Origin of the sequence: Sphingomonas sp. CFBP 13706 (genome assembly GCF_014842355.1) — a bacterium.
Classification (GTDB): Bacteria; Pseudomonadota; Alphaproteobacteria; order Sphingomonadales; family Sphingomonadaceae; genus Sphingomonas; species Sphingomonas aerolata.
This window is the reverse complement of the sequence record NZ_JACYVM010000004.1, coordinates 352,853-377,576: the sequence shown is the minus strand read 5'-3', so window position 1 is coordinate 377,576 and position 24,724 is coordinate 352,853. Positions and strand designations below refer to the sequence as shown.

23 protein-coding genes and 1 tRNA gene are annotated in these 24,724 nt (G+C 61.5%); 14 read left to right on the top strand and 10 right to left on the bottom strand.

Annotated elements, in window-relative coordinates:
* Positions 1 to 191: 191 nt before the first annotated feature.
* The 5 genes from IFS44_RS10535 (at position 192) to IFS44_RS10515 (ending at position 5,616) form a co-directional block, all read left to right on the top strand.
* Positions 192 to 503, top strand: a complete 312-nt coding sequence (locus IFS44_RS10535) for a hypothetical protein (RefSeq protein WP_031393980.1) — start codon at positions 192 to 194, stop codon at positions 501 to 503.
* Between the two features lie 75 nt (positions 504 to 578).
* Positions 579 to 1,391 (top strand): hypothetical protein, encoded by an 813-nt coding sequence (locus tag IFS44_RS10530; RefSeq protein ID WP_192098410.1) that lies wholly within the window; start codon positions 579 to 581, stop codon positions 1,389 to 1,391.
* Positions 1,388 to 1,750: a Rap1a/Tai family immunity protein gene (locus IFS44_RS10525; protein WP_031393653.1), complete on the top strand. Its 363-nt coding sequence runs from the start codon at positions 1,388 to 1,390 to the stop codon at positions 1,748 to 1,750. Before IFS44_RS10530 ends, IFS44_RS10525 begins: the two co-directional genes overlap by 4 nt.
* Before the next feature lie 268 nt (positions 1,751 to 2,018).
* A complete protein-coding gene (locus tag IFS44_RS10520; protein ID WP_192098409.1) occupies positions 2,019 to 5,099 on the top strand; it encodes a TonB-dependent receptor domain-containing protein in 3,081 nt (1,026 codons plus the stop codon).
* A gap of 205 nt (positions 5,100 to 5,304) precedes the next feature.
* On the top strand, positions 5,305 to 5,616 hold the full coding sequence (locus IFS44_RS10515) for a hypothetical protein (RefSeq protein WP_031440198.1): 312 nt from the start codon (positions 5,305 to 5,307) through the stop codon (positions 5,614 to 5,616).
* Positions 5,617 to 5,749: 133 nt separating this feature from the next.
* Here the strand turns inward: IFS44_RS10515 and IFS44_RS10510 are convergent, their stop codons facing one another.
* Complete coding sequence (locus IFS44_RS10510; RefSeq protein ID WP_192098408.1) at positions 5,750 to 6,061, bottom strand: hypothetical protein; 312 nt, start codon at positions 6,059 to 6,061, stop codon at positions 5,750 to 5,752.
* Between the two features lie 536 nt (positions 6,062 to 6,597).
* Entirely contained in the window at positions 6,598 to 8,412 is a 1,815-nt protein-coding gene (mutL, locus tag IFS44_RS10505; protein WP_192098407.1) for a DNA mismatch repair endonuclease MutL, read from the bottom strand.
* Between the two features lie 149 nt (positions 8,413 to 8,561).
* On the opposite strand from mutL, the gene IFS44_RS10500 reads away from it, so the two are divergent.
* The 8 genes from IFS44_RS10500 (at position 8,562) to IFS44_RS10465 (ending at position 16,558) form a co-directional block, all read left to right on the top strand.
* A complete protein-coding gene (locus IFS44_RS10500; RefSeq protein ID WP_031439534.1) occupies positions 8,562 to 9,605 on the top strand; it encodes a rod shape-determining protein in 1,044 nt (347 codons plus the stop codon).
* Positions 9,606 to 9,706: 101 nt separating this feature from the next.
* Positions 9,707 to 10,594, top strand: a complete 888-nt coding sequence (mreC, locus tag IFS44_RS10495) for a rod shape-determining protein MreC (RefSeq protein WP_159512646.1) — start codon at positions 9,707 to 9,709, stop codon at positions 10,592 to 10,594.
* A gap of 46 nt (positions 10,595 to 10,640) precedes the next feature.
* The gene (gene mreD, locus IFS44_RS10490; RefSeq protein ID WP_031440173.1) at positions 10,641 to 11,162 is read left to right on the top strand and encodes a rod shape-determining protein MreD; all 522 of its coding nucleotides are present in this window, start codon (positions 10,641 to 10,643) and stop codon (positions 11,160 to 11,162) included.
* Between the two features lie 13 nt (positions 11,163 to 11,175).
* Complete coding sequence (mrdA, locus tag IFS44_RS10485) at positions 11,176 to 13,248, top strand: penicillin-binding protein 2 (protein ID WP_192098406.1); 2,073 nt, start codon at positions 11,176 to 11,178, stop codon at positions 13,246 to 13,248.
* The gene (rodA, locus tag IFS44_RS10480; RefSeq protein ID WP_192098405.1) at positions 13,245 to 14,354 is read left to right on the top strand and encodes a rod shape-determining protein RodA; all 1,110 of its coding nucleotides are present in this window, start codon (positions 13,245 to 13,247) and stop codon (positions 14,352 to 14,354) included. The genes mrdA and rodA overlap by 4 nt, the downstream gene beginning before the upstream one ends.
* 117 nt (positions 14,355 to 14,471) lie before the next feature.
* Positions 14,472 to 14,547 (top strand) — tRNA-Lys (locus IFS44_RS10475).
* A 474-nt stretch (positions 14,548 to 15,021) separates the two neighbouring features.
* Positions 15,022 to 15,396 carry a hypothetical protein gene (locus IFS44_RS10470; RefSeq protein ID WP_192098404.1) on the top strand — a complete coding sequence of 125 codons (375 nt, stop codon included), beginning with the start codon at positions 15,022 to 15,024 and terminating at the stop codon, positions 15,394 to 15,396.
* Complete coding sequence (locus IFS44_RS10465) at positions 15,386 to 16,558, top strand: hypothetical protein (protein WP_192098403.1); 1,173 nt, start codon at positions 15,386 to 15,388, stop codon at positions 16,556 to 16,558. Before IFS44_RS10470 ends, IFS44_RS10465 begins: the two co-directional genes overlap by 11 nt.
* Before the next feature lie 251 nt (positions 16,559 to 16,809).
* Here the strand turns inward: IFS44_RS10465 and IFS44_RS10460 are convergent, their stop codons facing one another.
* The 8 genes from IFS44_RS10460 to IFS44_RS10425 form a co-directional block, all read right to left on the bottom strand.
* Positions 16,810 to 16,953, bottom strand: coding sequence for a hypothetical protein (locus tag IFS44_RS10460; RefSeq protein ID WP_192098402.1), 144 nt, complete (start codon positions 16,951 to 16,953; stop codon positions 16,810 to 16,812).
* Between the two features lie 536 nt (positions 16,954 to 17,489).
* Positions 17,490 to 17,885, bottom strand: coding sequence for a hypothetical protein (locus tag IFS44_RS10455; protein WP_192098401.1), 396 nt, complete (start codon positions 17,883 to 17,885; stop codon positions 17,490 to 17,492).
* Positions 17,886 to 17,944: 59 nt separating this feature from the next.
* A complete protein-coding gene (locus IFS44_RS10450) occupies positions 17,945 to 18,682 on the bottom strand; it encodes a hypothetical protein (protein WP_206757832.1) in 738 nt (245 codons plus the stop codon).
* 119 nt (positions 18,683 to 18,801) lie between these two features.
* Complete coding sequence (locus IFS44_RS10445) at positions 18,802 to 20,709, bottom strand: phage NrS-1 polymerase family protein (protein ID WP_192098399.1); 1,908 nt, start codon at positions 20,707 to 20,709, stop codon at positions 18,802 to 18,804.
* A 143-nt stretch (positions 20,710 to 20,852) separates the two neighbouring features.
* Positions 20,853 to 21,038 (bottom strand): helix-turn-helix transcriptional regulator, encoded by a 186-nt coding sequence (locus IFS44_RS10440; protein ID WP_192098398.1) that lies wholly within the window; start codon positions 21,036 to 21,038, stop codon positions 20,853 to 20,855.
* Between the two features lie 44 nt (positions 21,039 to 21,082).
* Complete coding sequence (locus IFS44_RS10435) at positions 21,083 to 21,352, bottom strand: hypothetical protein (RefSeq protein ID WP_192098397.1); 270 nt, start codon at positions 21,350 to 21,352, stop codon at positions 21,083 to 21,085.
* The gene (locus tag IFS44_RS10430) at positions 21,349 to 22,668 is read right to left on the bottom strand and encodes a tyrosine-type recombinase/integrase (RefSeq protein ID WP_192098396.1); all 1,320 of its coding nucleotides are present in this window, start codon (positions 22,666 to 22,668) and stop codon (positions 21,349 to 21,351) included. The genes IFS44_RS10435 and IFS44_RS10430 overlap by 4 nt, the downstream gene beginning before the upstream one ends.
* A gap of 954 nt (positions 22,669 to 23,622) precedes the next feature.
* Positions 23,623 to 23,799 carry a hypothetical protein gene (locus tag IFS44_RS10425; RefSeq protein WP_156363390.1) on the bottom strand — a complete coding sequence of 59 codons (177 nt, stop codon included), beginning with the start codon at positions 23,797 to 23,799 and terminating at the stop codon, positions 23,623 to 23,625.
* A 374-nt stretch (positions 23,800 to 24,173) separates the two neighbouring features.
* On the opposite strand from IFS44_RS10425, the gene IFS44_RS10420 reads away from it, so the two are divergent.
* Complete coding sequence (locus tag IFS44_RS10420; RefSeq protein ID WP_206757831.1) at positions 24,174 to 24,683, top strand: DUF6265 family protein; 510 nt, start codon at positions 24,174 to 24,176, stop codon at positions 24,681 to 24,683.
* Positions 24,684 to 24,724: the final 41 nt, after the last annotated feature.

Below are 24,724 nucleotides of genomic sequence, written 5' to 3'. Positions count from 1 at the left end.
AAGGGACGCGGCGATAATGCCTAAGGCCGGCGAAAGGTTGCGGGCAGATGAACCGCGCGTCGTCGCCCAGCGTCGGCGTTTGCCGGCCCCCCTGCTCCACCGCAGAAGACGCACATTCTGGCCAAAATCGATTGTCAGCGCGCGATTGTGATCGCTGAGTGCAGGTTCCAGTTTTTGGAAAGGTTAAGAAAATGCGTACGAGTCTCCAGAAATATCCGACGGTTGCCCTCCTGCTGATCGGGTCGATCGGGCTGGGCGGTTGCGCCACCAAGGGCTTTGTCCGCGAGCAGATCGCGACCGTCAACACGCGCATCGACGGCATGGACGGCCGCCTGCGGACCGTCGAGGGCACGTCGGGCGAGGCACTGACCCAGGCCCAGGCCGCAGCCGGCCAGGCGCAGCAGAACGGCCAGCGGATCGACCAGATCAACGGTCGCGTCGACGGCATGGAGCAGAAGATGCAGCAGCAGATGCAGCAGCGCCAGCGCAAGCCGCGCGGCTGAGCCTGACCCTGCTCCATGCCAATACCCGGGACGGCTTTCGCCGCGCAGGATCGCCATCGTGAGAGGATCTTGCGCGTGAGAGGGCCGTTACCGGGACGGTACCGGGCGGCGGCGCTTGCCGGCCTGGCGCTGGCGCTCGTCGCCGCGCCGGTGCCGCTGGCGGCCGCTGCCGGCGCCAAGGTCGCCGCGAAGACTGGTGGCAAGGCCGCTGGCAAGGCCGCCGGCAAGACGCGCGCGAAGCCGCGGCGCGGGGCGGCGGTGGCTGCCCCGGTCGTGCCGCTCGCGCTGCCGCTGCTGTCGCCGGCCGCGGACCATATCGTGGCCTGGGTCGCGGCGGCGAAGGACAATGCAGGGCTGCCCTATGCGGTGATCGACAAGCAGGCGGCGTCGCTGCTGCTGTTCGATGCGAAGGGCGCGTATCTCGGGCAGACGCCGGTGCTGCTCGGCGTCGGGATCGGGGACGATTCGTCGCCGGGCGTCGGCGCAAAGGATCTGGCCGAGATCGGGCCCGCCGAGCGGACCACGCCCGCGGGCCGGTTCGTCACGAAGTTCGGCCGCGCGTTCGGACGCCAGTCGGTGCTGTGGGTCGACTATGCCAATTCGGTCGCGATCCATGCGGTGATCACGACGCACAAGAAGGAACGCCGGGTCGAGCGACTGGTGTCGCCGAGCCCGGAGGACAACCGGATCAGCTTTGGCTGCATCAATGTCGGCAGCAAATTCTATACCGGCCAGCTGAGCCCGCTGTTCCGCCGCAAGGGCGGCGTGGTGTATATCCTGCCCGAGAGCCGGACGCTCGACGACGTGTTTCCGCGGGCGCGGCTGCTACCCTATCTGAAGCCGACGCCGGTCGCGGCAACCCCTGGTGCGGAAAGCGAACCGACATGATCCTGTTCTGGCTCGCTGCGGTGGCCGCAGCTCCCACTCCTGCCCGCACCCCCGCTCGCGCCGACCGCCCCGTGGTGGTGAGCGCGCTGACCACCGAGGAGCTGATCGCGCAGTGCCGCGGCAAGGATGCCGACCCGGCGCCGAGCTTCTGCACGGGCTATATCCTCGGCGCGTTCGACACGCTGTCGATGGCGCGCGAGATCTGCCCCTCGGCGACCAAGGGCTCGACGATCGACGCGGTGGCGACGACGCGCAAATATCTGCGCACCAAGGGGAAGAAGGCGAAGGCCGCACCGATCTTCGTGGTCCGCGACGCGCTGCGCCGGTCCTTTGCGTGCAAGCGGAACGCCAAACGCTAGCCTGTCCACCGTACCGGTAGCGGTACGGCCCTCTCACAGTCCGCCGAACGGCCACCCGCGACGATTCGTCGGCGGGCGGCCTGCCAATGTGAGGCGCCACGGTGAACGGCGATGGCTCTCGATAACCGAAATAGTGCCTATTCTGAACATGCTCGCAACATTCGTATGAAGAGGTCATATTTGGGTATTGTCATATAAGTCAGAATGGAGAATTCATGTCCCCGGAACCGGACCAAGCGCGAACGCGCAGCCGGACAAGGGGGCCTTCATGAACTTCAGACATACCACGTCCTATATTGCACTTGCCGGATCGCTGTTGCTGACGGCGATCCCCGCTGTGGCGCAGACCGCGACAGACAGCCCGGCGACGCCGGCCCAGGCCAAGGTCGAGGCCGATGCGCAGACCGCGTTCGCCGCGGGCGATACGGCCAAGACCGTGTCCGACGACATGATCGTCGTCACCGGATCGCGGATCCAGCGGCCCAACATGACATCGGCCGCGCCGATCACCTCGGTCACCGCGCAGGACATCCGCGCGCAGGCGGCGATCACCGTCGAGGACGTGCTCAACCGCCTGCCGCAGGTGTCGCCCGACAGCCAGCAGACCTATCAGGATTCGGACGGCCGCCAGCGGATCAAGCTGCGCAGCTTGGGCTTCGAGCGGACGCTGGTGCTGGTCGACGGCAAGCGGCTGGGCACGCAGAACGGCCAGGACGTCGGCATCATTCCGCCCTCGCTGCTCGAACGCGTCGACGTGCTGACCGGCGGCGCGTCGTCGGTCTATGGATCGGACGCGGTCGCGGGCGTGGTGAACTTCATCCTGAAGAAGGATTTCGAGGGGATCCAGCTCGACGGCAATTACAGCTTCTACAATCACGAGAACAAGGACACGATCGTGTCGCCGCTGGCGCGCGCGAACGCGTTCGAGGCGCCGCGCGGGCTGACCAATGACGGCGGCCGGTCCGACGTCACGCTGACCGCGGGCACCAAGCTGTTCGACGGCGCGCTGCGCGTGTCGGGCTTCGTCAATTACCGCCAGGCCAATGACGTCCCCTATGACGCACGGTCGAGCTCGGCATGCCAGCTGGTCCAGACCGGCAAGGACGGCCCGCTGTCCTGCTCGCTGTCGACCTATTCGCCGAGCGGCTATATCTCGCCGCGCAGCGGGGCGAACAGCGGCGTCGGCTATGTCAACGATCCCGCCGGCACGCGCAGCTTCGTGCCCTACGGCGCAGGGGCGGGCAACGCGGCCAACCCCTATGACGGCTATTCCTATCAGCGCGAATTCGAACGCTATACGGCGGGCGGCTTCGTCAGCGCGAAGATCGCGCCCGAGCTCGAGCTCTATGGGTCGGGGATCTGGTTCCGCGACAGGTCGGTGAACCCCTATCCGACGCGCGTCTACAGCTACACCAACTATGGCGACACGCCGTACCAGGTGAACTGCAACAATCCGTTCCTGTCGACGTCGCAGGCCAGCACGATCTGCGGTGCGCAGGCGGGGACGTCGGCGCTCGCGCCGCTCGACGTGCGCTATCGCTTCAACGACCTGCCCTTCTCGCCCGACGTCTATCTGAACAAGGGGATCCGCGCGACCGCGGGAATCCGCGGCACCGTCGGCGAGGCGTGGACCTATGATCTGGGCGGGGTGTTCTCGCGCAACCAGCAGGACATCACCTTCGGCAATTACGCCGATTTCGACCGGGTGAACCGCTCGCTCAACGTCGTCAGCGTCAACGGCACGCCGACCTGCGCGGCGACCGTGTCGGGGGTCGACCCGGCCTGTGTCCCGTTCAACGCGTTCAGCGCAGGGACGCTCGGCGGACCGCTCGCCGATTACCTGTTCACCGCGCGCAGTGGCACCTCGACCGGCGTCGCCAAATTGTGGGACATCGTGTCGTCGGTGACCGGCGACCTCGGCAAATACGGAATTACCTCGCCCTTTGCGAACCAGGGCGTCGCGATCGCGCTGGGCGGTGAATATCGCAAGGACAGCTATGCCTCGTCCGCGGATGCGATCTACCGCGAGCAGAATGGCGGCGAGGATTTCAACCTGAGCCAGGACGTGTGGGAATCGAACATCGAGGTCCAGGCGCCGCTGATCGAGGAGCGCCGCTTCGCGCATCTGCTGCAGGTCACGGGCGGCTATCGTGTGTCGAAATACAGCAGCAATCCCAAGACCTTCAACACGTGGAAGCTGGAGGGCACCTATGCCCCGGTCAGCGACCTGACGTTCCGCGCATCATTCAACAAGGCGCAGCGCGCACCGACGGTGTTCGAGATCCGCCAGGCGACCGCGATCAACTATAGCCGGCAGGGCGGATCGCAGAACGACTTCTGCGCCCCCGTGCCGCGCCAGATCGCGGACCCGGCCAATCCCGGCCGGACGATCACCACGACCACGCCGATCGCCTCGCGCGAGGTGTGCGCGGCGACCGGGCTGTCCGACGCACTCTATGGCAGCGCGACCCTGCTGTGCCCCAACGACCAGTGCACGGTGCGATCGGGCGGGTTCACCGCGGATCCGGAAACCGCCTATACCCAGACCTATGGCCTGGTCGTGAAGCCGAGCTTCCTGCGCGGGCTGGTCTTCTCGGTCGATCGCTACCGGATCAAGATCAACAACTCGCTCGGCTATAACGACGACAGCTATTACACCGATGGCTGCCAGCGCTCGAACGGCGACCCGTTCTTCTGCTCGGGGATCGTCCGCCAGCCCGGCACAGGCATCCTCTACGCCGCCGCCGCGAACAACCCGACCAGCGGCTTCATCCGCGCGGGCACGACCAATTATTATTTCTCGATCGCGCGCGGCTGGGACTTCCAGAGCCAGTATACGCTGGGTCTCGGCGGGGCCGGCAAGATCGACTGGAACTTCAACGGGTCGCTGACCACCTTTGCCGGCGGGCAGGATTCGCCGCTCCAGCCCAAGCGCAATTGTGCGGGCTATTATGGCAATGGCTGTGGGCAGCTGCTGCCGAAATGGTCGCACGGGCTGCGGACGACCTATACGACGAGCGACGGCATCTTCAGCACCTCGTTCAACTGGCGCTATGTCGGGTCGCTGACGAGTGCGGACAATTCGGGCGATCCGGCGATCGGCGGCACGCCCGACCGCGCGCGGACGACCTTCTACAGGATCGCGCCGGTGAATTATTTCGACCTGGCGCTGACCTTCGCCGTGTCGCGCGACTTCTCGCTCCGGCTGATCGCGAACAACCTGCTCGACAAGACGCCGCCGATCCTGGCGAATTCCTATGACATCAGCCTGGCACGCAGCAATACGATCCCCGCGCGCTACGACGCGCTGGGCCGCAACCTCGCCGTCGGGGCGACCGTGCGGTTCTGATCGAACCGGGGCGTATCGGGGGGCTCGTCGTTCGCGACGGGCCCCCTTTTTTTGGTGCGGGAGCCGGCGACGTCCGTCCGTCGCGTTGCGCTTAAAACGCGATAAGTTCCGCGTGCCGGGCGCCGGCGATTTCGACGTCATGACGCAAACGGAACAAGACTGCGTCGAGAGTGTTCGAACCTGTTGTAAGTACAGGGAGAGTTAAATGTCAGATTATCGGGGCGGCGAGCCAATTCGTCAAAAGAGCGGCGCAGGCAAGACGATCGTCATCGTCCTTGTCGTCATTGCGGCCATCGTCGGTGTCCTCTTTGCGACCGGGTTCTGGAGCGCCAACGTGAAGGAAGGTTCGCTTCCGGAGGTCTCCGTCAAGGGCGGCGACATGCCGAATGTCGATCTCGACTCGAAGGCGGTCGTCGTCGGCACGAAGAAGACCGAAGTCGAGGTCCCCAAGGTCAAGACCGAAACCGAAACGGTCGACGTGCCCACCGTGGGCGTCAAGGACAATGGCGAAAAGTAAGACTTCGCCTGACGTCACAAGCCCTCACCTGACGGTGGGGGCTTTTTTTTGTGACGCGGATGTGAGGGCGTTATCGCCGGGCACCGGGCAGCCGGTGTCAACGGCTCAACTTGGTGGAAACTCGACTTTCAGCCTATAAAGCGAGCATGATAATCCTCATGCCGAGAAGGTGCAAAGCCGGCAGTGCGAGCGCGGTGACGAAGCGCCATTTTGTCAATCGGCGATAGCAGAGAAAGCCCGCCGTCATAGCAGCGACGAGCATGATGGGCTGAGCGAGCAAGAACAATACCAGCGCCCACGCGCCGACAGACTGTCCACCGTCCATCGCCATCGGCGAAACTAACGCGAGCATTGCCGCTCGACCCAATAGAGTGCCAGACAGCAGCGATGCCGCGAGCGGAAGCATACGCGTCACGGTAATTGCCGGATGTTTTGCCGTCGGCATGAACGCTCCTTTGCTTCCAACCCCGCTAAGCTTCGAATGTCTGCAATTGTGCGAAGGTTTAAGTGTCAGCTTAATCCACCTGCCAAGTTAACCTGTTGCGAACAACGTTGGCAATGGCCATGGACGACGCTCGCAGTAGATAGCACTCCTGCCACGAAAGTGTTGAAGTATCTCGTCGAATCAGAATATGCAGAAGCACAAAGAAGTCGACCATAAAGCATAACCTATGTTATGCATTATGCGCTTTATCCATGTCCGCATAAGCCTTGAAGTACACCTGAAAGGCGTATTTTCCATAAATCGTAGTATCAATAGTTAATTGTCGATCCTCGGATCAAACTTAATAATAGTCCTGAGCAGCCTGCTTTATTACATGCCGATGCGTTCGGCAGGCGGTTCTGCTGGGGGGGGGGGGGGGGGTACCGTGAGCAGTGCCTGTCGAACACCATCGTTGGTCAATGTCTTGTATTTACGATAATCACGAACGGGAGTGTGGGGGGCTGCGGGAGACGGCGCCCACCCCCACGCCGCACGGTTTACTTGCGGCCGAACAGTTTCTCGATGTCGCCGTGCGCGAGTTTTACCCAGGTGGGGCGGCCGTGGTTGCACTGGCCCGAATGGGGGGTGATCTCCATTTCGCGGAGGAGTGTGTTCATCTCGGGGACCGAGAGGATGCGGCCGGCGCGGACCGAGCCGTGGCAGGCCATCGTGCCGGCGACCGCGTCGAGCCGTTCCTTCAGCGACAGCGCCTCGTCGAACGCGGCGAGTTCGTCGGCGAGGTCGGTGACGAGCCCTTTGGGATCGCTCTGGCCGAGCAAGGCGGGGGTCGCGCGGACCAGCATCGCGCGCGCGCCGAAGCGTTCGAGGTCGAGCCCGAACTCGGACAGCTCGGCGGCGCGCGCCTCGAGCCGGTCGCAGGCGGGTTCGTCGAGCTCGACGACCTCGGGAATCAGCAGCGCCTGGCTCGCAACCGTGCCGCCGGCGAGCGCCGCGCGCATCCGTTCGAGGACGAGGCGTTCATGCGCGGCATGCTGGTCGACGAGGACGAGACCGTCCTCCGCCTCGGCGACGATATAGGTCTTGGCGACCTGGCCGCGCGCGACGCCCATCGGGAAGGCGCTGGTCTGCGGCGGGGGTGTCCAGGCGGGTTCGGCTCTTGCCTGCGGGGGGGCGGCGAAGAAGGTGGGGCGGGCGTCGTTGACGCTGGTGTAGCTGCGGGATTCCAGGGGTAGTCTTTGGGGCGTGCCCTCACCTTCCCACCCGCTTTGCGGGCGGGCCCCTTCCTCTCCCCCGGGGGGAGAGGAGGTTTCTGGCTGCCACATGGCGAGCGCGGCGTCGCTGGCGCGCTGGCTGCGGTGGCCGGCGGCGTCGAGCGCGCGGCGGAGGCCCGAGACGATCAGGCCTCTTACCATCGCGGGGTCGCGGAAGCGGACCTCGGTCTTAGCGGGGTGGACGTTGACGTCGACCTGATCGGTGGGGACGTCGAGGAACAGCGCCACGACCGCATGCCGGTCTCGCGGGAGCATCTCGGCATAGGCGCCGCGGATCGCGCCCATCAGCAGCCGGTCCTTCACCGGCCGGCCGTTGACGAACAGATACTGGTGATCGGCGATGCCGCGATTGTAGGTCGGCAGGCTCGCGACCCCGCCGAGTACGAGCATGCCCGAGTCGACCGGCCGTTCGAGGTCGATCGTGACCGCATTGTCGGCGAGCGCGCGATCGGTGAGCGTCGCGACGCGGCTCGGCCGGTCCTCGACCTGCGTCGCCGCCAGCGTGCGGCGGCCGTCATGCTCGATCGTGAAGCCGATATCGGGACGCGCCATCGCGAGCCGGCGGACGACATCGAGACAGGCGGCATATTCGGCGCGCGGCGAGCGGAGGAACTTGCGGCGGGCGGGGACGCGCGCGAACAGATCCTCGACCACGACGCGCGTGCCGGGGGGCAGCGCGGCGGGGCCCTCGCGCTCGACGCGGCCATTGTCGACGATCCGCGACCAGCCCTCTGCCCCCCTCACCCGGCTCTCGATCGTCAGCCGCGCGACGCTGGCGATCGAGGGCAGCGCCTCGCCGCGAAAGCCGAGCGTCACGACCGATTCGATGATCTCGTCGGGCATCTTCGAGGTCGCGTGCCGTTCGAGCGCGAGCATCATGTCGGCGGGCGTCATGCCGCATCCGTCGTCGGCGACTTCGATGCGCGATGTGCCGCCTTCGACGAGGAGAATCGCGATGCGTCCGGCGCCCGCGTCGATGGCGTTCTCGACTAACTCCTTCAACGCGCTGGCGGGTCTTTCCACCACTTCACCGGCGGCGATACGATTGACGAGATGCTCGGGGAGACGCCGTATTGACATGGGTTTGCGTCTAGACCAAGCGACGGCATCCCGCGACCCGCAAACGCCCGCTTATTAGGCACCCGGTGCTCGAAAACACCGGCGGGGCCCGCGAGATGATGTGCGAAATGCCGCCCGTCCGGCGGCCAGGATTACGGGACCCTGATTGAATGGCCTTCTACTCGCGTTTCTTCAAGTTCATGTCGCACGACATGGCGATCGACCTCGGCACCGCGAACACGGTTGTCTATGTCCGTGGCCGCGGCATCGTCCTGAACGAGCCGTCGGTGGTCGCGGTCGAGACGATCAACGGCATCAAGCGCGTCAAGGCGGTCGGTGACGACGCGAAGCTGATGATGGGCAAGACCCCAGGCAATATCGAGGCGATCCGCCCGCTGCGCGACGGCGTGATCGCGGACATCGACGTCGCCGAGCAGATGATCAAATATTTCATCCAGAAGGTGCACGGCCCCCGCCGCTTCGCCCGCTGGCCCGAAATCGTGATCTGCGTGCCGTCGGGGTCGACCAAGGTCGAGCGTCGCGCGATCCGCGACGCCGCGTCGAACGCGGGTGCCAGCACGGTGTGGCTGATCGAGGAGCCGATGGCCGCCGCGATCGGCGCTGACATGCCCGTCACCGAGCCGATCGGCAGCATGGTCGTCGACATCGGCGGCGGCACGACCGAGGTCGCGGTGCTGAGCCTGCGCGGTCTGGCCTATACGACGTCGGTCCGCGTCGGCGGCGACAAGATGGACGAGGCGATCGTCAGCTATGTCCGCCGCAACCACAATCTGCTGATCGGCGAAGCGACCGCCGAGCGGATCAAGCAGGAGGTCGGCATCGCCAAGCCGCCGGTCGACGGCATCGGCACGATCATCCACATCAAGGGCCGCGACCTGGTCAACGGCGTGCCCAAGGAAATCCAGATCAACCAGGGCCAGATCGCCGAGGCGCTGAGCGAGCCCGTCGCGACGATCGTCGAGGGCGTTCGCGTCGCACTGGAGAACACCGCGCCCGAGCTGGCCGCGGACATCGTCGACCAGGGCATCGTCCTGACCGGCGGCGGCGCGCTGCTGCAGGGGCTGGACGAGGTGCTGCGCGACGAGACCGGCCTGCCGGTGACGGTCGCCGAGGACCCGCTGACCTGCGTCGCGCTGGGCACCGGTCGCGCGCTCGAGGACCCGCTGTTCCGCGGCGTGCTGATGAGCGGCTGAGAAGCGTGTAGGTGGGAAACGGGTCAGTGGAAATCGCATCGACCGAGTCGCGGGGATAGGGCCCCGGACCCGGCGATGCCCGAGAACGAGGGGACAGGCGCATGGCGCCAGCCCGCGACCGCCGGACGGGGTTTTCCCGACGGCGTCAATATGGGGTGTTCGTAGGCTATGTGCTCGCCATCGCCGGTGCGGTGGTGGGCGCAGCGTTGCTCGTCGTCTCGACCTTCAATCCGCCCGCCTTTGCCGGCGCGCGGATGGGCGTGGCGGGCCTCACCGCGCCGGTCTCGTCGGGTCTCGCCTGGGTCGTGGGCGGGGTCGCCGCGGTGCCCGAGGCGATCGGGACCTATTTCTTCGTCCGCCAGGAAAATGTCGCGCTGCGCCGCGAGCGTGACCAGACGCGGGCGCTGCTGATGCGTGCGCGGACGATCGCCTATGACAATCGCCGGCTGCGATCGCTGCTGAAGGTCCGCGACCGGATCGCCGAACCGGTCGTCACCGCGCGGCTGGTCAGTTCGAGCGCGTCGAGCGGGCGCCGCTTCGCGCTGCTCAATGCGGGCCGCTGGAGCGGGGTGCGGCCGGGCATGGCGGTGCGCGGCCCCGACGGGCTGGTCGGGCGCGTCGTCGAGACGGGGCCCAATGCGGCGCGCGTGATGCTGCTGACCGATGGCGACAGCATCGTGCCGATCCGCCGGACACGCGACGGCCTGCCCGCGATCGCAGTCGGGCGCGGCGACGGCATGCTCGACGTCCGGTCGGTCAACGCGACCAACGTCAAGTTCAATGCGGGCGACCTGTTCGTCACGTCGGGCGTCGGCGGGCTGTATTCGCCCGGCATCCCGGTCGCGCGGGTGATGACCGCGGGGGCGGATTCGGTGATGGCACGGACCTTCGCCAATCCCGACACCTTCGATTTCGCGGTGGTCGAGCCCGGCTTCATGCCGGTGCCGCCGCCGCGCGCCCTTGCGCCGTCCGACAATAGCGCCAAGTGACTGCCAAACCACCCTATCCCGTCTTCCCCCAGATGATCGACCAGCCGTGACAACCCGCAACAGCGTCGACTACAAGCCGTTCGAACCGAAGGTCGCAGGCGGCCGGGCGCGGGCGATCCCGTGGCTGACCGTCATGGCGGGATCGCTGATGACGATCGTGCCGCTGATCGCGACGATCCCGATCCTGCCGCCGTTCGGGTTCGTCATGCTGCTCGCGTGGCGGCTGCTCGCGCGTTACGCGCTGCGCCCCTGGGCGGCGGCACCGCTCGGGCTGTTCGACGACCTGCTCAGCGGACAGCCGCTGGGCAGCGCGGTGCTGCTCTGGTCGCTGGCGTTCGTGGCGATCGACATGATCGAGCAGCGGCTGGTGTACCGCGATTTCTGGCAGGACTGGCTGATCGCGAGCGGCGGGATCGCGTGCTGCGTGATCGGCGGGCGATTTCTGGGCGTACGGGTCGGCACGCATGTCGACACCGTGCTATTGGCGCAGATCGTGATCACCATGATGCTCTTCCCGCTGGCGGCACGGATCGTCGCGACGATCGAACGACGCAGGGTCCAGGAATGAGGCGGGTTTCCGAATGAGACGGCCGCCGCGTGTCGTGACCGAGATGTCGCAAGCCTATAGTTTCTCGCGTCGTGCCTGGATGCTGGGCGCGGTGCAGGGTGGCGTCGGGCTGATGCTGGCCGGGCGGATGGCATGGCTGTCGATCGCGCAGAACGAACGCTACACGATGCTGTCCGAGAGCAACCGCGTGAACATGACGCTGTTGCCGCCGCGGCGCGGCTGGATCGTCGACCGCCACGGCGTGCCGATCGCGAACAACCGCACCGATTTCCGCGTCGACATCATCCCCGACCGGTTGCGCGACAAGGAGCGCGTGCTGCCACTGCTCGGCCGCATCCTCCAGCTGCCGCCCGAGGAGATCGAGCGGATCGCGATCGACCTCGACCATGCCGCCGGGTTCCAGCCCGTCCAGGTCGCGGAGAATCTCGACTGGGAGCGGTTCGCCGCGGTCAGCGTGCGGCTGCCCGAACTGCCCGGCGTCGCGCCGACGCGCGGCTTTGCGCGCAACTATCCCGCGGGCGCCGCGGTCGCGCACCTGACCGGCTATGTCGGCGTGCCCAATGCCGAACAATACAAGAAGACGCGCGACCCGCTGCTCGTCACCCCCGGCTTCAAGCTCGGCAAGGACGGGCTCGAGAAGATGCTCGAACCCGCGCTGCGCGGCGAGGCGGGCGCGAAGCGGGTCGAGGTCACCGCGCGCGGCAAGCTGGTCGCCGAACTCGCGACCAAGCCCGACGTGCCGGGCAAGACCGCGCGGCTGACGATCGACGCGGGGCTGCAGGAATATGCCGCGCGCCGGCTGGGCACCAATTCGGGGTCGGTCGTCGTCATCGACTGTCGCACCGGCGAGATGCTCGCGATGGTGTCGATGCCCGCCTATGACCCCAACAGCTTTTCGGACGGGATCAGCCATCTCGAATGGCAGATGCTGAGCGACGACGATCACGTGCCGCTGATGAACAAGGTGACGCAGGGGCTGTATCCGCCGGGCTCGACGGTCAAGCCGATGAACGGGCTTGCGCTGCTCCATGCCGGCGTCCCGGCCGACGCGAGGGTCAATTGTTCGGGCGCGATGCGGCTGGGGACGAGCGTGTTCCATTGCCACAAGCGCGGCGGGCACGGGCCGCTAGACCTCAAGAACGCGATCATGCAGAGCTGCGACATCTATTTCTACGAGATGGCGCGGCGCGTCGGCTATGCCGCGATCGCGCCGATCGCGCGGACGCTGGGCATGGGGCAGAAGTTCGACCTGCCCTTTTCGACGCAGCGGTTCGGGACGATGCCCGACCCCGACTGGAAGCTTCACAAGTACAAGCGACCCTGGACGGTCGCGGATTCGCTCAACGCGTCGATCGGCCAGGGCTATGTGCTCGCCAACCCCTTGCAGCTGGCGGTGATGGCGGCGCGGATCGCGTCGGGCCGCGACCTGCAGCCGAGCATTCTCGCCAGCCAGGTCCACCGCGACGCGCCCGCGCTGGCGATCGATTCGGAAAATCTGGCGCGGGTGCGCGAGGCGATGTTCGGGGTGATCAACCAGGGCGGCACCGGCGGCGCGGCCAAGCTGCTGATCCCGGGCGTCGCGATCGCGGGCAAGACCGGCACCGCGCAGGTCCGCCGCATCACCATGGCGGAGCGGCGCTCGGGCGTGCTCAAGAACGGCCAGCTGCCGTTCAAGCTGCGCGACCATGCGCTGTTCATCGGCTTCGCGCCCGCGGACAACCCGCGCTACGCGCTCGCCGTGGTGCTCGAGCATAACGGGCATACGGTGCGCAACCTCGACACGCCGATGATCGGGCGCGACATCATGACCTATATGCTCGACCGCGAGCGCGCGCTGAAGTCACTTGCCGAGGTCGAACCGACCTGGGGCGGCGACATCAAGACGCGGATGGCGGCGACCGCGGCAACCTATCGCGCGGCGCAGAGCGCCCCGCCCGCCGCGATCGCGACCAAGACCGACGCGACCGTGCCGAGCGACGCCCCGGCGGTCGAGAACGCTACCGACGTCGCCAACCGGACCCAGGCGGATCTTGCGGGCGGCGGCGGCGGGGTCGCGGAAGACGGAACCACGGAGCGCGGCCAATGACATCGCGGATCATCCCCGAACAGCTTGCCACCCTGCCCTGGCGGACCTTGCTGCTGGTCACGGCGATCGGGACCTTCGGGCTGGTCGTGCTCTATTCGGCGGCGGGCGGCTCGCTGCGCCCCTGGACGCTACCGCAGGGCATCCGCTTCTTCATCCTCCTGGCAGGCTCGGTCGTGCTCTCGCGCATCCCCGAGCGCGTCTGGAAGGCGGCGGCGTGGCCGACCTATGGTGCGCTCGTCCTTGCGCTGGTGCTCGTCGAGCTGCTCGGCGCGGTGCGTGGCGGCAGCCAGCGCTGGCTCGACCTCGGCTTCATCCGGCTCCAGCCGTCCGAATTGATGAAGCCGGCGATCGTGCTTGCCTGTGCGCGCTTCTACGACATGCTGCCGCCCAACGAGACGCGGCGGTTCGCGGCCGTCTGGCCCGCCGCAGTGCTGATCGGCATCCCCGCGGCGATCGTGATGAAACAGCCCGATCTGGGCACCGCGCTGATGATCTGCGCGGGTGGCGCGACGGTGATGTTCCTGGCGGGCATCCCGCTCAGGCTGTTCGTCGGCGGTGCGGTGGCCGCGTCGGTCGCGATCCCGCTCGCGATCAACTTCGCGCTGCACGATTATCAGCGCAACCGGATCCTAATCTTCCTCGATCCCGAAAGCGATCCGCTGGGCACCGGCTATCATATCAGCCAGTCGAAGATCGCGATTGGATCGGGCGGGCTGTGGGGCAAGGGGTTCCTCAACGGCACGCAGAGCCATCTCGACTATCTCCCCGAGGGGCATACCGACTTCGTCTTCGCGACGATGGCCGAGGAATGGGGGCTGGTCGGCGGCTGCCTGCTGATCCTCGCCTTCCTGCTGGTGATCCGCTGGGGGATCGAGGTCGGCCAGCGCGCGCAGTCGCGGTTCGCGCAGCTGGCCGCTGCGGGGCTCGCCACGACGATCTTCTTCTATGTCGCGATCAACCTGATGATGGTGATGGGCCTTGCCCCCGTGGTGGGCATCCCGCTGCCGCTGTTCAGCTATGGCGGGTCGTCGCAGATGACCGTGCTGCTGTGCCTGGGGATATTGATGTCGATCGACCGGGAAAATCGCAAGACGACACGCTGGTAAGCAGAAAAAGACAGCAATTTGGACGAAAGGGGGTTGCGGCCCCCGATGAGTCTGCTAACAGCGCGCCTCCAGCAGCGGGGCGCCACACCAGGGCGCCACTCAAAACCGCCCCGGAATGGACGCATAGCTCAGTTGGTAGAGCAGCTGACTCTTAATCAGCGGGTCCTTGGTTCGAGCCCAAGTGCGTCCACCATTCTTTTCAAAGACTTAGCAGTCAATATGAGCCGCGATTTCATCGCCTCGGTCAGCCTAGCAATCAGATAGCAATCAGGCGGCTGAATTTCGTTGCCCACCTGCTCTCGCAAGGCCGGACGGTTAAATCCGTCGCGGCCGACAACAACAATGAGTGCTAAGTTAAACCCGCTTCCTTGATAAGGCTAAGATCGTAAGTCCAATCCTCACCGACAGCACACCTTTTTAAGTGGCTTAGCGAGCTCCTACGGGGGGTTCGCTGTGGCTCGGGCAGGACCGGGCTGGGACGCCCGTAGATGCTCTTTCTCAGCCAGCAAAGCGGCAATCGAAGGAATGAGCGTCCAAAGGCGCTGTGGATAGACAAGAACGTAGATTCTGCCGCATAGCCTGACGATTGATGGGGAGTGCATTGGTTTTGCAGAACGAGTATGACACGGGGGTGCCCGCTCATTGTCCACCTTCGCAGGCCCAAGGGATGGCGGTGATACTGTATCGCATCTGCGAAAATAGCCCGCCAAGTGCTGAGGACTTTACCTCCCACGTAAGCTCGGCTGTGAAGCGCAAAATCGCGCAGGCAAAGGCAGCGCTGAAGCGCAATCCAAAAGATTGCGATCCCTCTGGCTTGTCAGTTTTTCTAACAGAGCAGAGGATACGTCACGCTTGTAGCGTATTTCGCTTTGCTGAAGGCGCCTACGTTTACACGATCAAGGTAGAGACGGATGAGGGTGTAATTCAACCCACGCGTTCAGATGGCCATTTTACATACTGGCCACTGAAGTCAACGAAACTTAAAGATCGCGCACAGTTGGCGTTCGGACCTGTCGATAGAGCTACCGTTTATGTGGCTTAACAATCGCCCTTTTCTAAGTAATTGGTATGGCGGCCCCGCCGAGCCTCACGAAGTTCTCTATGAGTTCGGAGGACCGGCCATATACCTGTCATATGCAGGGCCCGCCACTTTTATTTTTTTTAAAGTCGATGAGCAGGAAGAGTCTGATTTATATCTTGCTGCCCCGATCAGTGATGAGGAATTAATAGCGCTGCGAGGTGGAAAGCTCTCTATAAGAGGTGCTATGAGCCATCGGGAAGCGTGGCTTGCAGAAGTTGACTTTGAATTTAACGTTCTTCGCTATCAGGAGCAGTCGTACGAACATTACGGCAGCCTACTGCCGCGGGTTGGCATTGCCCTTTACGAGTATTTTGGTGAGGTACCTGATACGCTTGAACAGGCAGAAGCCTTCATATCGTTTAAGTTTGAGTCAAGCGTGATGTCCGCTGTTTCGATGCCACTGAGTGTTCTGAGGAATAGGGTTGAGGCAGTATCGGAGGTCGTTCGGTCTGTAATGATGCCTAGCCGTTTGTCCTACGGAAGCAAAACGAGGTTTTTTGATCCGGAAGTCATACCATTACGGTTCGACAGCTTGCTGATTGCGATTAAAGAACCGCAGTTCGATGAGGAGGGTCTGCGCCTTTCTAAAGAGACGGCCGGGTTTACGCCGGAAAGTTTGATTTCTGAAAGCGAGGATCTCGGAACTCGCTTTGTGGAAGAACTTGATTTAGCGAATCAGCTGGCAAGGCGTGGGCGATTGACTCGAACTGAGGCAGATCGACATTTTGAGTTATTGGACACGATCGTCGGACTTGTTCCCACAACAAAGAACGACCTGACTCGATTGCAGGTAGGACTTAAAACCAATACTGGCATTAAGTTAGTTTCAATCGATAAACACGCCGGTGACAACATAGTTGCAGCGAGGCGTAGTATTGAAGCTCCAATTAGAGATGTCACGGGTGTGATTTCCGAGGTTAATGACGAAGCCAAAACCTTTATTGTCAAAGACGCAGGCGGCAGGCTTACCACTGTCAATCCATTGTCCGAGCGATATAAAGATATGAATGATCGCAGTTTAATGAAGATTGGGCAGCGAGTTAAGCTAAAGGGCAAGCTCTTCGAACGAGTCCGCCGAGATTACTTAATTCTCACAGCCGATGCCGAGCCACTGCTTGGCTGACTTACGCCTTGTCACAGATTTAACTGAGCGTCGAGAGAACGGGCGTCCTACCTCAGTCCTGCCCTGCACAAATCTTTTGCTCAGTATTTAATCGAAAGCCTGAGAATACTGCGCTTTGACGCATCAATGCCGGCTACGACCTTAGTCCTAGGCGGGGTGTTGTCACCACTTGCCATATGATTTTCACTTACGTTCGCCGGTCGCAACACCGTTTTGAAATAATACCCAGTCACTTCTGAACCGAATTGCGATCAATCGAAAAAGGTTTTCCAGCCCGGCCCGACGATGCCAATACCTGCTAGGGCGTTGGCATCGCCCTTCACAGGGACAACGGCAACGAAGGCCGGTGGCGCAACTGATGTGGGCTTGTACTTACGCGCATAGACGGCGAACATCGCCTGTCCGCTGCCCAAGCCCCGCCATGCTCGCGCTGTAGCCTCGCTGAGCGCTTCTCCGGGGTTCCGTGACACCATGGAGTCATCGGGCATCCGCAAGCCCTCAGGCTCGCTTGGCGCGTCATCCGCGTGGATCATGAAGCACAGGCGCGGTAGCTGGCGTTTCCGGGCGCGAACCTCAAGCCGCGCTATGCGGTTTGCTAAGGTCGAATGCTTCACTTCCGGCGTTCAACGGTATCAAGGCGCGCGCTAAGACGGTCTACGGCTTCACGTTCCAGAGCGCGGCTAATTTCAGTAAGTGCGTAGATTAACTTGCTACCCTTGTTTATTTCCAAGGCGCCGTCCCGCATTTCCCTAAATATTTTCACCATCTGCCTACGCGCACTAGCGCCAGTCTCAATTCTAAGACGCTTGCCCACAGTAGCAGGGGGGAGGGTAGCCGGAATGTCGCAGGAAACGGGGATTAAGCGAATATCGCCTTCGCCATTCTCTGCTATTACTGCGGGGTAATCCGGCCAACCCGTTGCCATTTCAATTCACTTCCAGCTTGCCGTGCTACTCCGTTCAAAGTTACATAAAATCCCCTCAGCGTCAAACATCTCGTTTGTGGCTCTCTCATCTATCATATCGTCTATCCTGCGTAGTTCCACTTTCGAGTTGATCGCAATGTTCAATCTAAACGAGTAATCAACGGCAACGGCAGCCTTCGCGATTGTCCAAAGGGCACTCACGTCAACATTTAGTTCAAGATATCTAACTAAGTCATTCACTTCAACCAATGCGGCATCGCGAATATTGCGATGCGCGTCACGATAACGCTCAAACCCATAACCTTCGGGTAGACAGTTAATCAGATCCTCACATTCGAGGACCTTTTTCATAGCTTCAGCAAGCTTCTTGATATTGCCGTCATATATCTTCGTGGTAGTCATGGATCATCCCATCCTAAAAGCGCCGCCAGCTCGCATTGGAGCCGGCGGCAATAGCCTACCTAGTCGTCGCTAATATCAATACCATAGCTAGCCATAATAGTCTTGTTCTCAGCGAACTTTGCAGCATGGTTCTTTGTGCCGCGATAAAGGCGAGCTTTCCAGCTACCCAACGCCGGGAAACTATCCTCAAGATACCGGGTAGCATTCCGATGCTCATCAAGCTCCGAATGTTCTACGTAGGCGACCTTCCGGTTGTAGACTTCGCGCAAGGTTGTCACCTGCTCAGGATCGCAACCGTGAATGAAGGCCGGGGAGCTAACGACTGCGCCCAAAATCTCTTTATCACCCGCCTCGAACGCGGCAGCTAGCGCGGCAGACCGCTCAGCGGGCTTCATGGCGCGCATTACCGAACGGATTTCAGCAGCGTTAGCGGTCGGAGTTAGCGCAACCTTCAACTCTAGCCGCGCCTCAACGTTTGCCGTTGAGGTCGCAAGAGCGCTCTTGGCTTTCTCATAGCCAATAGTTGTCTCTTCACCAATTTTGTCAGCTAGCAAAACAATCTGATGTTCGTTCATGCCGCGAGTTATGCGCTCATCAACCATGCCGCGCCGCTCGTTGAAGCCGTTAGCCTTTTCCAGAGTGCCGGACAGAAAGTCCTTAGCCGCCTTTATGCCAGATGATAGTTCCGGGTTCATAGCCATATGGTAGTTAACCTTACCGGGAAGCTCGATCGGAGCGAGTGCCACCGGACTAGTTGCGAAGTTTGCAGTCGGACTTGTTGTAAATGCCATGATCATTAATTCTTGAGTTGCCCACATTGTAGAAATTGCAGTTTAGCGATTAGAATGCCCGATTTTCTACGGAGGCTTCTGCACCCCTATCAACCCCCAGTAACAACGAATAACAAGTAACATACTCATAGGAGGCCACTCGTTATTTTGTTGTTGTTGTTACCGGGGTACACATAGGCACCACGCGCCACCTTCTCAACTTCGCCAGTTTCGACCATTTTGAAAATCAATTGCCGGACCGAGTTATTATCAGCTTGTACGGCAAGAGCTATATCTGTGGGCGACATTGGCTTTTCGCTTGACTTTAATAGCGCGAGTATCCCGCATCGTGCGCTTGAACGCTGAACATCGGCGGCGTTGCCTAACTCCTCCCAACGGCAAACATCGGGATTAAACTTTACTGCTGACTCAAATTCTTCAAGGTCGCGCCCACGCCCGGCCAACGTACAACCTTGGCTTGTTCGATTTAGTATTATGATAGCGTCTGCGGCACCCGTTAGACCGTTTGTTCCGCTGATCATTTCAAGCGGGTCGTCAGCTACCATCTTGCGCACATGATGAACTAAGACGATTGCTATATTAAATTCGTCCGCTAGCGCCTTCCAGATCGTAACTGCTTTGTAGTCGGCATCGTAACTACCTTCGTCCCGGCCTTTGCCGGGTCGAACCTTTGCGAGCGTATCAATGATAACCAAGCGCGGGTTGGCAGCTTGCACGATCCATGATCGAACGATTTCAACCCCGCCTTCATCGGCGCGGGGAAGCTCGCAAATGAAGGACAGTGCGCTAGGCCACGCCGCCCCGGCCCTGATGATGCTCATTCGCGACTTCAAGCGGCGCTGAGTGTCCTCTAGGGCCGCATACAGCACGTCACCCGCCACGCACTGCTTGCCGAGGGTGAAACCCCCCTCAGCGACGGCAACGGCGTTATCGAGGGCCAGCCACGATTTGCCGAGCTTCGGCCTTCCGCCAAAGATGATCGCGCCCTGCGGCAAGAGGCCGGGGATTACCCAGGTCGCAGCCGGGAAGTGCTTTGTCTGAAGCGCGCCAGCGGTGATCCAAGGCGATCCAGCCCCTGACTGTGGGATTGTCGCACCGGCAACGAGCGATTGGCCTTTGACGGTGAAGTTATGAGTTACAGGAGCAAGCTGGCGATCCATCGCCTTTGCGACCATCGGGTTTAGGTAGCTCGCACGCTTTGCCTTGTCGCGCTGGCCAAGAGCGCTTGCATGAAACAAGGTTTTAATTTGATCGGCGTTCTGAGTGTAGAACCCAAGAATGTTAATTAGTGCAAGGTCCGCTTCAGATTGGCTGGGATACTTGGTCTTCCACTCGCCCTTATTGTAAAGCTGCTTAACAGTTTCTCCATTATCTGCAGCAAATGCGCTAGCCAAAATGCTCGCGTCCGACTCTGTAGCGTCCTTAAAGAAAGGGCTAGCGTCAAACCCTGCTTTGTTACCGCCTAGCTGATTGAACAGTAAGTCAAGATTAGGTTGGCAATCAGTGACGCCCACATTATTTGTTACATCGCCAGTAAAGGTAAAGAACCGTTCGGCTGAGTAGACTTCTACACCGCCGCGCCGCCTTCCGTGAGGCACTTCACCTTTGACAATGATATGATGGCCGCGTCCGCTTGGGCTACGCTCCGTGTAGCTGGGAAAGCCCTCGTGAATACGCCTTTGTACCGCCAAGGCTTCAGTGTCGTCGCCAACATCATCTAGATCAAGGCCGGCTAAACCGCCACCCGCAACGAATACGAACCCAATTCCGCTGAAGTTGTTAGCAGGATCATTAGGGTTACATGGTCCGGTTAGGTTAAGCGGTGCACCCGTCGCTTGCTCGAAGGTTCCCCAATGCTCAGGATTTGTAGTGCTAGCCTTCTCGCCGCCCTGCCAAGGTTTGTACGGGCATTTGGTCGGCTTCTTGGACAAATCAACATTGCCATTGCTATCTAGTTTATGCTCAAGCCTCCATAGACACCATTGCTTTTTTTGACGCATTTCGAGCGGCGCATTATTATAGTAACCGGACATAGTTTACTTCTTCTTTGAAGCAGCCCGCTACATCACTCCGGTTGACTTGTCCGGTTCGTGAAGTAATGTGGGTGGGTCGCGAGGGGTCGTGGCGGATCATAGCTAATGGGTCGGAGGCTTTGGCTTCCGGCCCTTTCTTTTACCTATGCGTCGCTCGTGGAGCGGGTCAGGCGGCTTTCCAGCCATGCATCTAGGTCAGTACTGCGATAGCGCACCGCACCGCCTAATTTGACGTAGACAGGCCCCGCCCCTGTAAGGCGAAAGCGCTCAAGAGTGGGTTTGCCGAGGCGCAAGAATGAAGCGGCCTCGCGTGTCGTAAGTATTTGCATTGGTGCCTCCGTTATCTGGTGGCACCGCAAGTAATATGGCGTTGTCAGGCTTGGGAGGGGTATAGTCTCGCCAGCATAGCATCGTATTTCTTCTGCTTAGCTTTGATAGTATCTCTACGCTGTTCTTTCGAGAAATCCGGCCAAAGGTTTGGCTTATACCTAGGAGCTAGGTCTTTAGCTGCGTCCTTTGCGTCAGTGTACAAGCCAGACTTAATGCCAGCCAAAGCTTCTTTATCAAGCGGGTTAAGCCTAGGGCCGCGATCTGCCGCCCCATCGGCTTCCGGCAATGGAACTAGATCAATCTCGTAGCTCATGCCGCTGCGCTTTGCAGCTTCACAACGTTAGTGCGGTTAGCCGGTTCTAGTAGTTGCTCGATATGCCGCGACCACGATTTTAGCGCATCCCGCTTTTCCTCTTTCCAATCATGGCGCTGATAAATGCCAGCAACGCCAGCCTTCGCGCCGCTTACATGGTTTAGAATAGCCTCAGTTACCTCAAACCGGATGCCCAGCCGCTGAAAGCCGGTTGCAACAGTGCGGCGAATGTCATGGATACGCCATTGAGGTAGCGCTTCGCCGTTGCGAGCTTCGGCAATCGCCTTTTCCAGACCCGCCTTGGCTTTGGTAAAGCCGCTGATTGGGGTCTTGCCGGTGGTAGTGAGTACGAAGCCCACAGTAGGCCATTCCGCCCCGCCCAGCCCGTCTAGCTCAGCTACAGCTTTGGCAGACAGCGGCACAATGTGGGCTTGTCCGTTCTTTGCGCGATCAGCCGGGATCGTCCAAGTTGCCGTAGATTGTTCGAGTTCTGCCCAGCTAATACCGGCAACTTCGGCGCGGCGTTGGCCGGTAGCGATCAACAGCCGAAAGAAGGGACCGAACGGGGCTTCTAGGGTTTGGCTCGCGCGCCATAGGTGCCTTACCTCGTCATCGCTAAGCACACGGTCTCGCGCTTTTGGCGGTTCGGGCTTCAGCATATCCACCAACGGATTGCCTGGAATATCTCCCCGCTTAGATGCCCAGCCGAACAGCACGGATGCATAGGCGTAAACCGCACGCCGCATTCCCCGCTGCCGTGTCGGAATGGCGTCTAGGACGCGCTGAAGGTCGGCACGGCCAATATGCGGCATCGGCTTGCCTTTCAGCTTAGGGCTCAGGTGGTTGTCCACCACGAGCTTAGCCAGCCGGACGCTCGACGGGCGGCGATCCTTGGTGTTTTCGTAATGATCCAGCCAAAGAGCCGCGACTATCTCAAAGGCAAGTTCGCCTTCAACGCGGGCTTTCTCGATAGCTAAGCGCTTAGCCTCGACGTTGGCCGCGTCTGCTTCAAGCTCCTGTTCGCGCGGGTCAATGCCTTCATGCACGAGCTTGGCTAAAGCCTTAGCCATCGTGCGGGCTTGATCGGGCGTGATCTCCCCATGTTTGCCAATTGTCCGGCGCTTAGCTGGCGTTCGATCAGCGAGCCCCGGACGGGCAATGCGATATTGGAATATGTAGATTTTACCGCCCGCTGGCGTGACCTTCAGGCCGAAGCCCTTAACCGTGTCCTTCTCGCCAGCATCCCACAGGAACCAATCCTTATCGCCAGCCTTTGCCGCGTCCACTTCGCGCTTGGTGATTTTGGCATTCGGCATGGCGGCGTCCCTGATTGATCCTAGCAATCAGATAGTAAGCCACAGCAATCAAATTCGCAACAAAAGGTGATAACGTCCGATAACGAAACGCCCGGACTTCCTCATGTTATGGACTCGCACGGCGCGGAAAAGCTGGGTATTTTCGCTAACTCTTAATCAGCGGGTCCTTGGTTCGAGCCCAAGTGCGTCCACCATTCTCCACCGCAGAAAACAAATGTTTTCCACTGCGGCGGAGTCATGTTTGTTCGACATGGTCTGATCCGTCTTCCGACAGTTTCTCTCCCAACTGAATGATATGCGCCTGCCGTGCGACTGCGATCTTTCGCGCCTTGTTCGCGATTGGCTCGCTGCAGGTCGCATGACGTTGAGCAGTGCGTGACCGGAGATCGGCCGTACGGCCGGGTTGCCCGTCTTCGACTGTATCAGGGCGATCTGCTCGCCTAGCTGGGCCCCTGCCCGTGCGATCGCGCGGCACCCGGTACCTGTGACATCCTTGTAGCCGAATACGTCCCGGACGGGCCGGCAGCGGTCGCCGAGACGCGCTCATTGATCAACAGTCCCTGCCCGTCCCAGCTGGGGCGGCATCGTGACGAGCAGGGAACCCTTGCGGGGAGGCGAGGCCTCATCTGCCGGGTGAGGCTTTGTGGTTAAGAAATGGTTAACGCCGTGGATCGTGGCGCCGTTTGTACGAATAACGAGGCTGGTCGAAGGCCACAGCACCTCGGCACGGATCGACTTTGGTGATGTCCCGACCATGACGGCACAAATGATGTGCAGCGATAGGCTCTTGCGCATCTCTCATCGGGCACGCCTTGCGGGTGGTCGCAAGCATGCGTGCATGTTCGGCAACCGCGATGACCGAACCGCTTGTACGGCTCACCATCGCTGACCTTTCCGACCTCTCAGATATGCCCCTGACGTCTGTCGCCAGTGACAGCCGAGCTCGACTTTGACTTAAATATACGCCGGCGTCGTACCATGGCCCTGGTATTTCTCGCCTTTCACGCTGCTGCGATTGAACATGCCGAGATCTCGGTTGCCCGCCTTCACACTGCTCGGCATCCGCTGGCAGTAACCACGATCCTGGTTTGCTGATCCAGCACCATGTGGTGTCGAGGCCTTATCGCGCATCGTGAACTCCTATTAACCCTATTGTTTAACTCTTTTCACAATCGCGTTAATTGCGACGTAACTGAGTTCGTGAGAGTCCAAGAATTGAGCGGCGCATTGGTTCCGACCCAAAATTCCGGTAAATTTTGCGAGCAACCAAAGTACCATAGTGCCCTTGGTGCCGTGATACCCAGGGCCGAGGACGTGACGAGCCGGGCAAGGCCGAAAGGTCGCAACGGCCCCCTGTTCGGGCAGGCCAAGCGCGCCGAGATAGAGCCGGGGACAAATTTTCGCGCGATCGTGCTGGTCGACGCGGCCACGGTCCAGGCACGAAAGACACGGTGGATTCCGTCGGCCGAGGCGCTAGGCTGCGCCTGATCACAGGGAGACGTGCCGTGATACGGACCTTGGCCGCCATTAGTCTTGCGATGGCCGTTCCCGCGACAGCGCAGCACACGCGCTCACTGGGGACCGGCACGTCACCACCCGCGTCAATCGATCAACTGGCCTGGCTGGCTGGCAGCTGGGTCGGCACGGGAATGGGCTCCGACGTGACGGAAACCTACTCCGCGCCGCTGGGAGGCCGGATCACGGGCCATTTCGCGATGGCCGACGGCAAGGGCGGCGTATCGTTTACCGAACTCGTGGACTACGTCCCGCTCCGGGGATCGCTGGCCTATCGGGTTCGTCACTTCAGCCCGGACATGACCGGCTGGGAAGATGGGACGGGCAAACCCGTAATCTTCCCGCTGGTGGCGGTAGAGAAGGATCGATGGTTTTTCGACGGCATGACGATCGAACGCACGAGCCCGAGCGCGCTCACTATGTGGGTAAGGATCACCGAAAAGGGCACGACGAACGAGGTTCCCTTCAGACTGGTCCAGACGCGCTTGGTTGTTCGATAGGTTAGCGGGATTGGTGGTGAGGTGTCCGCGATGTGAATTTG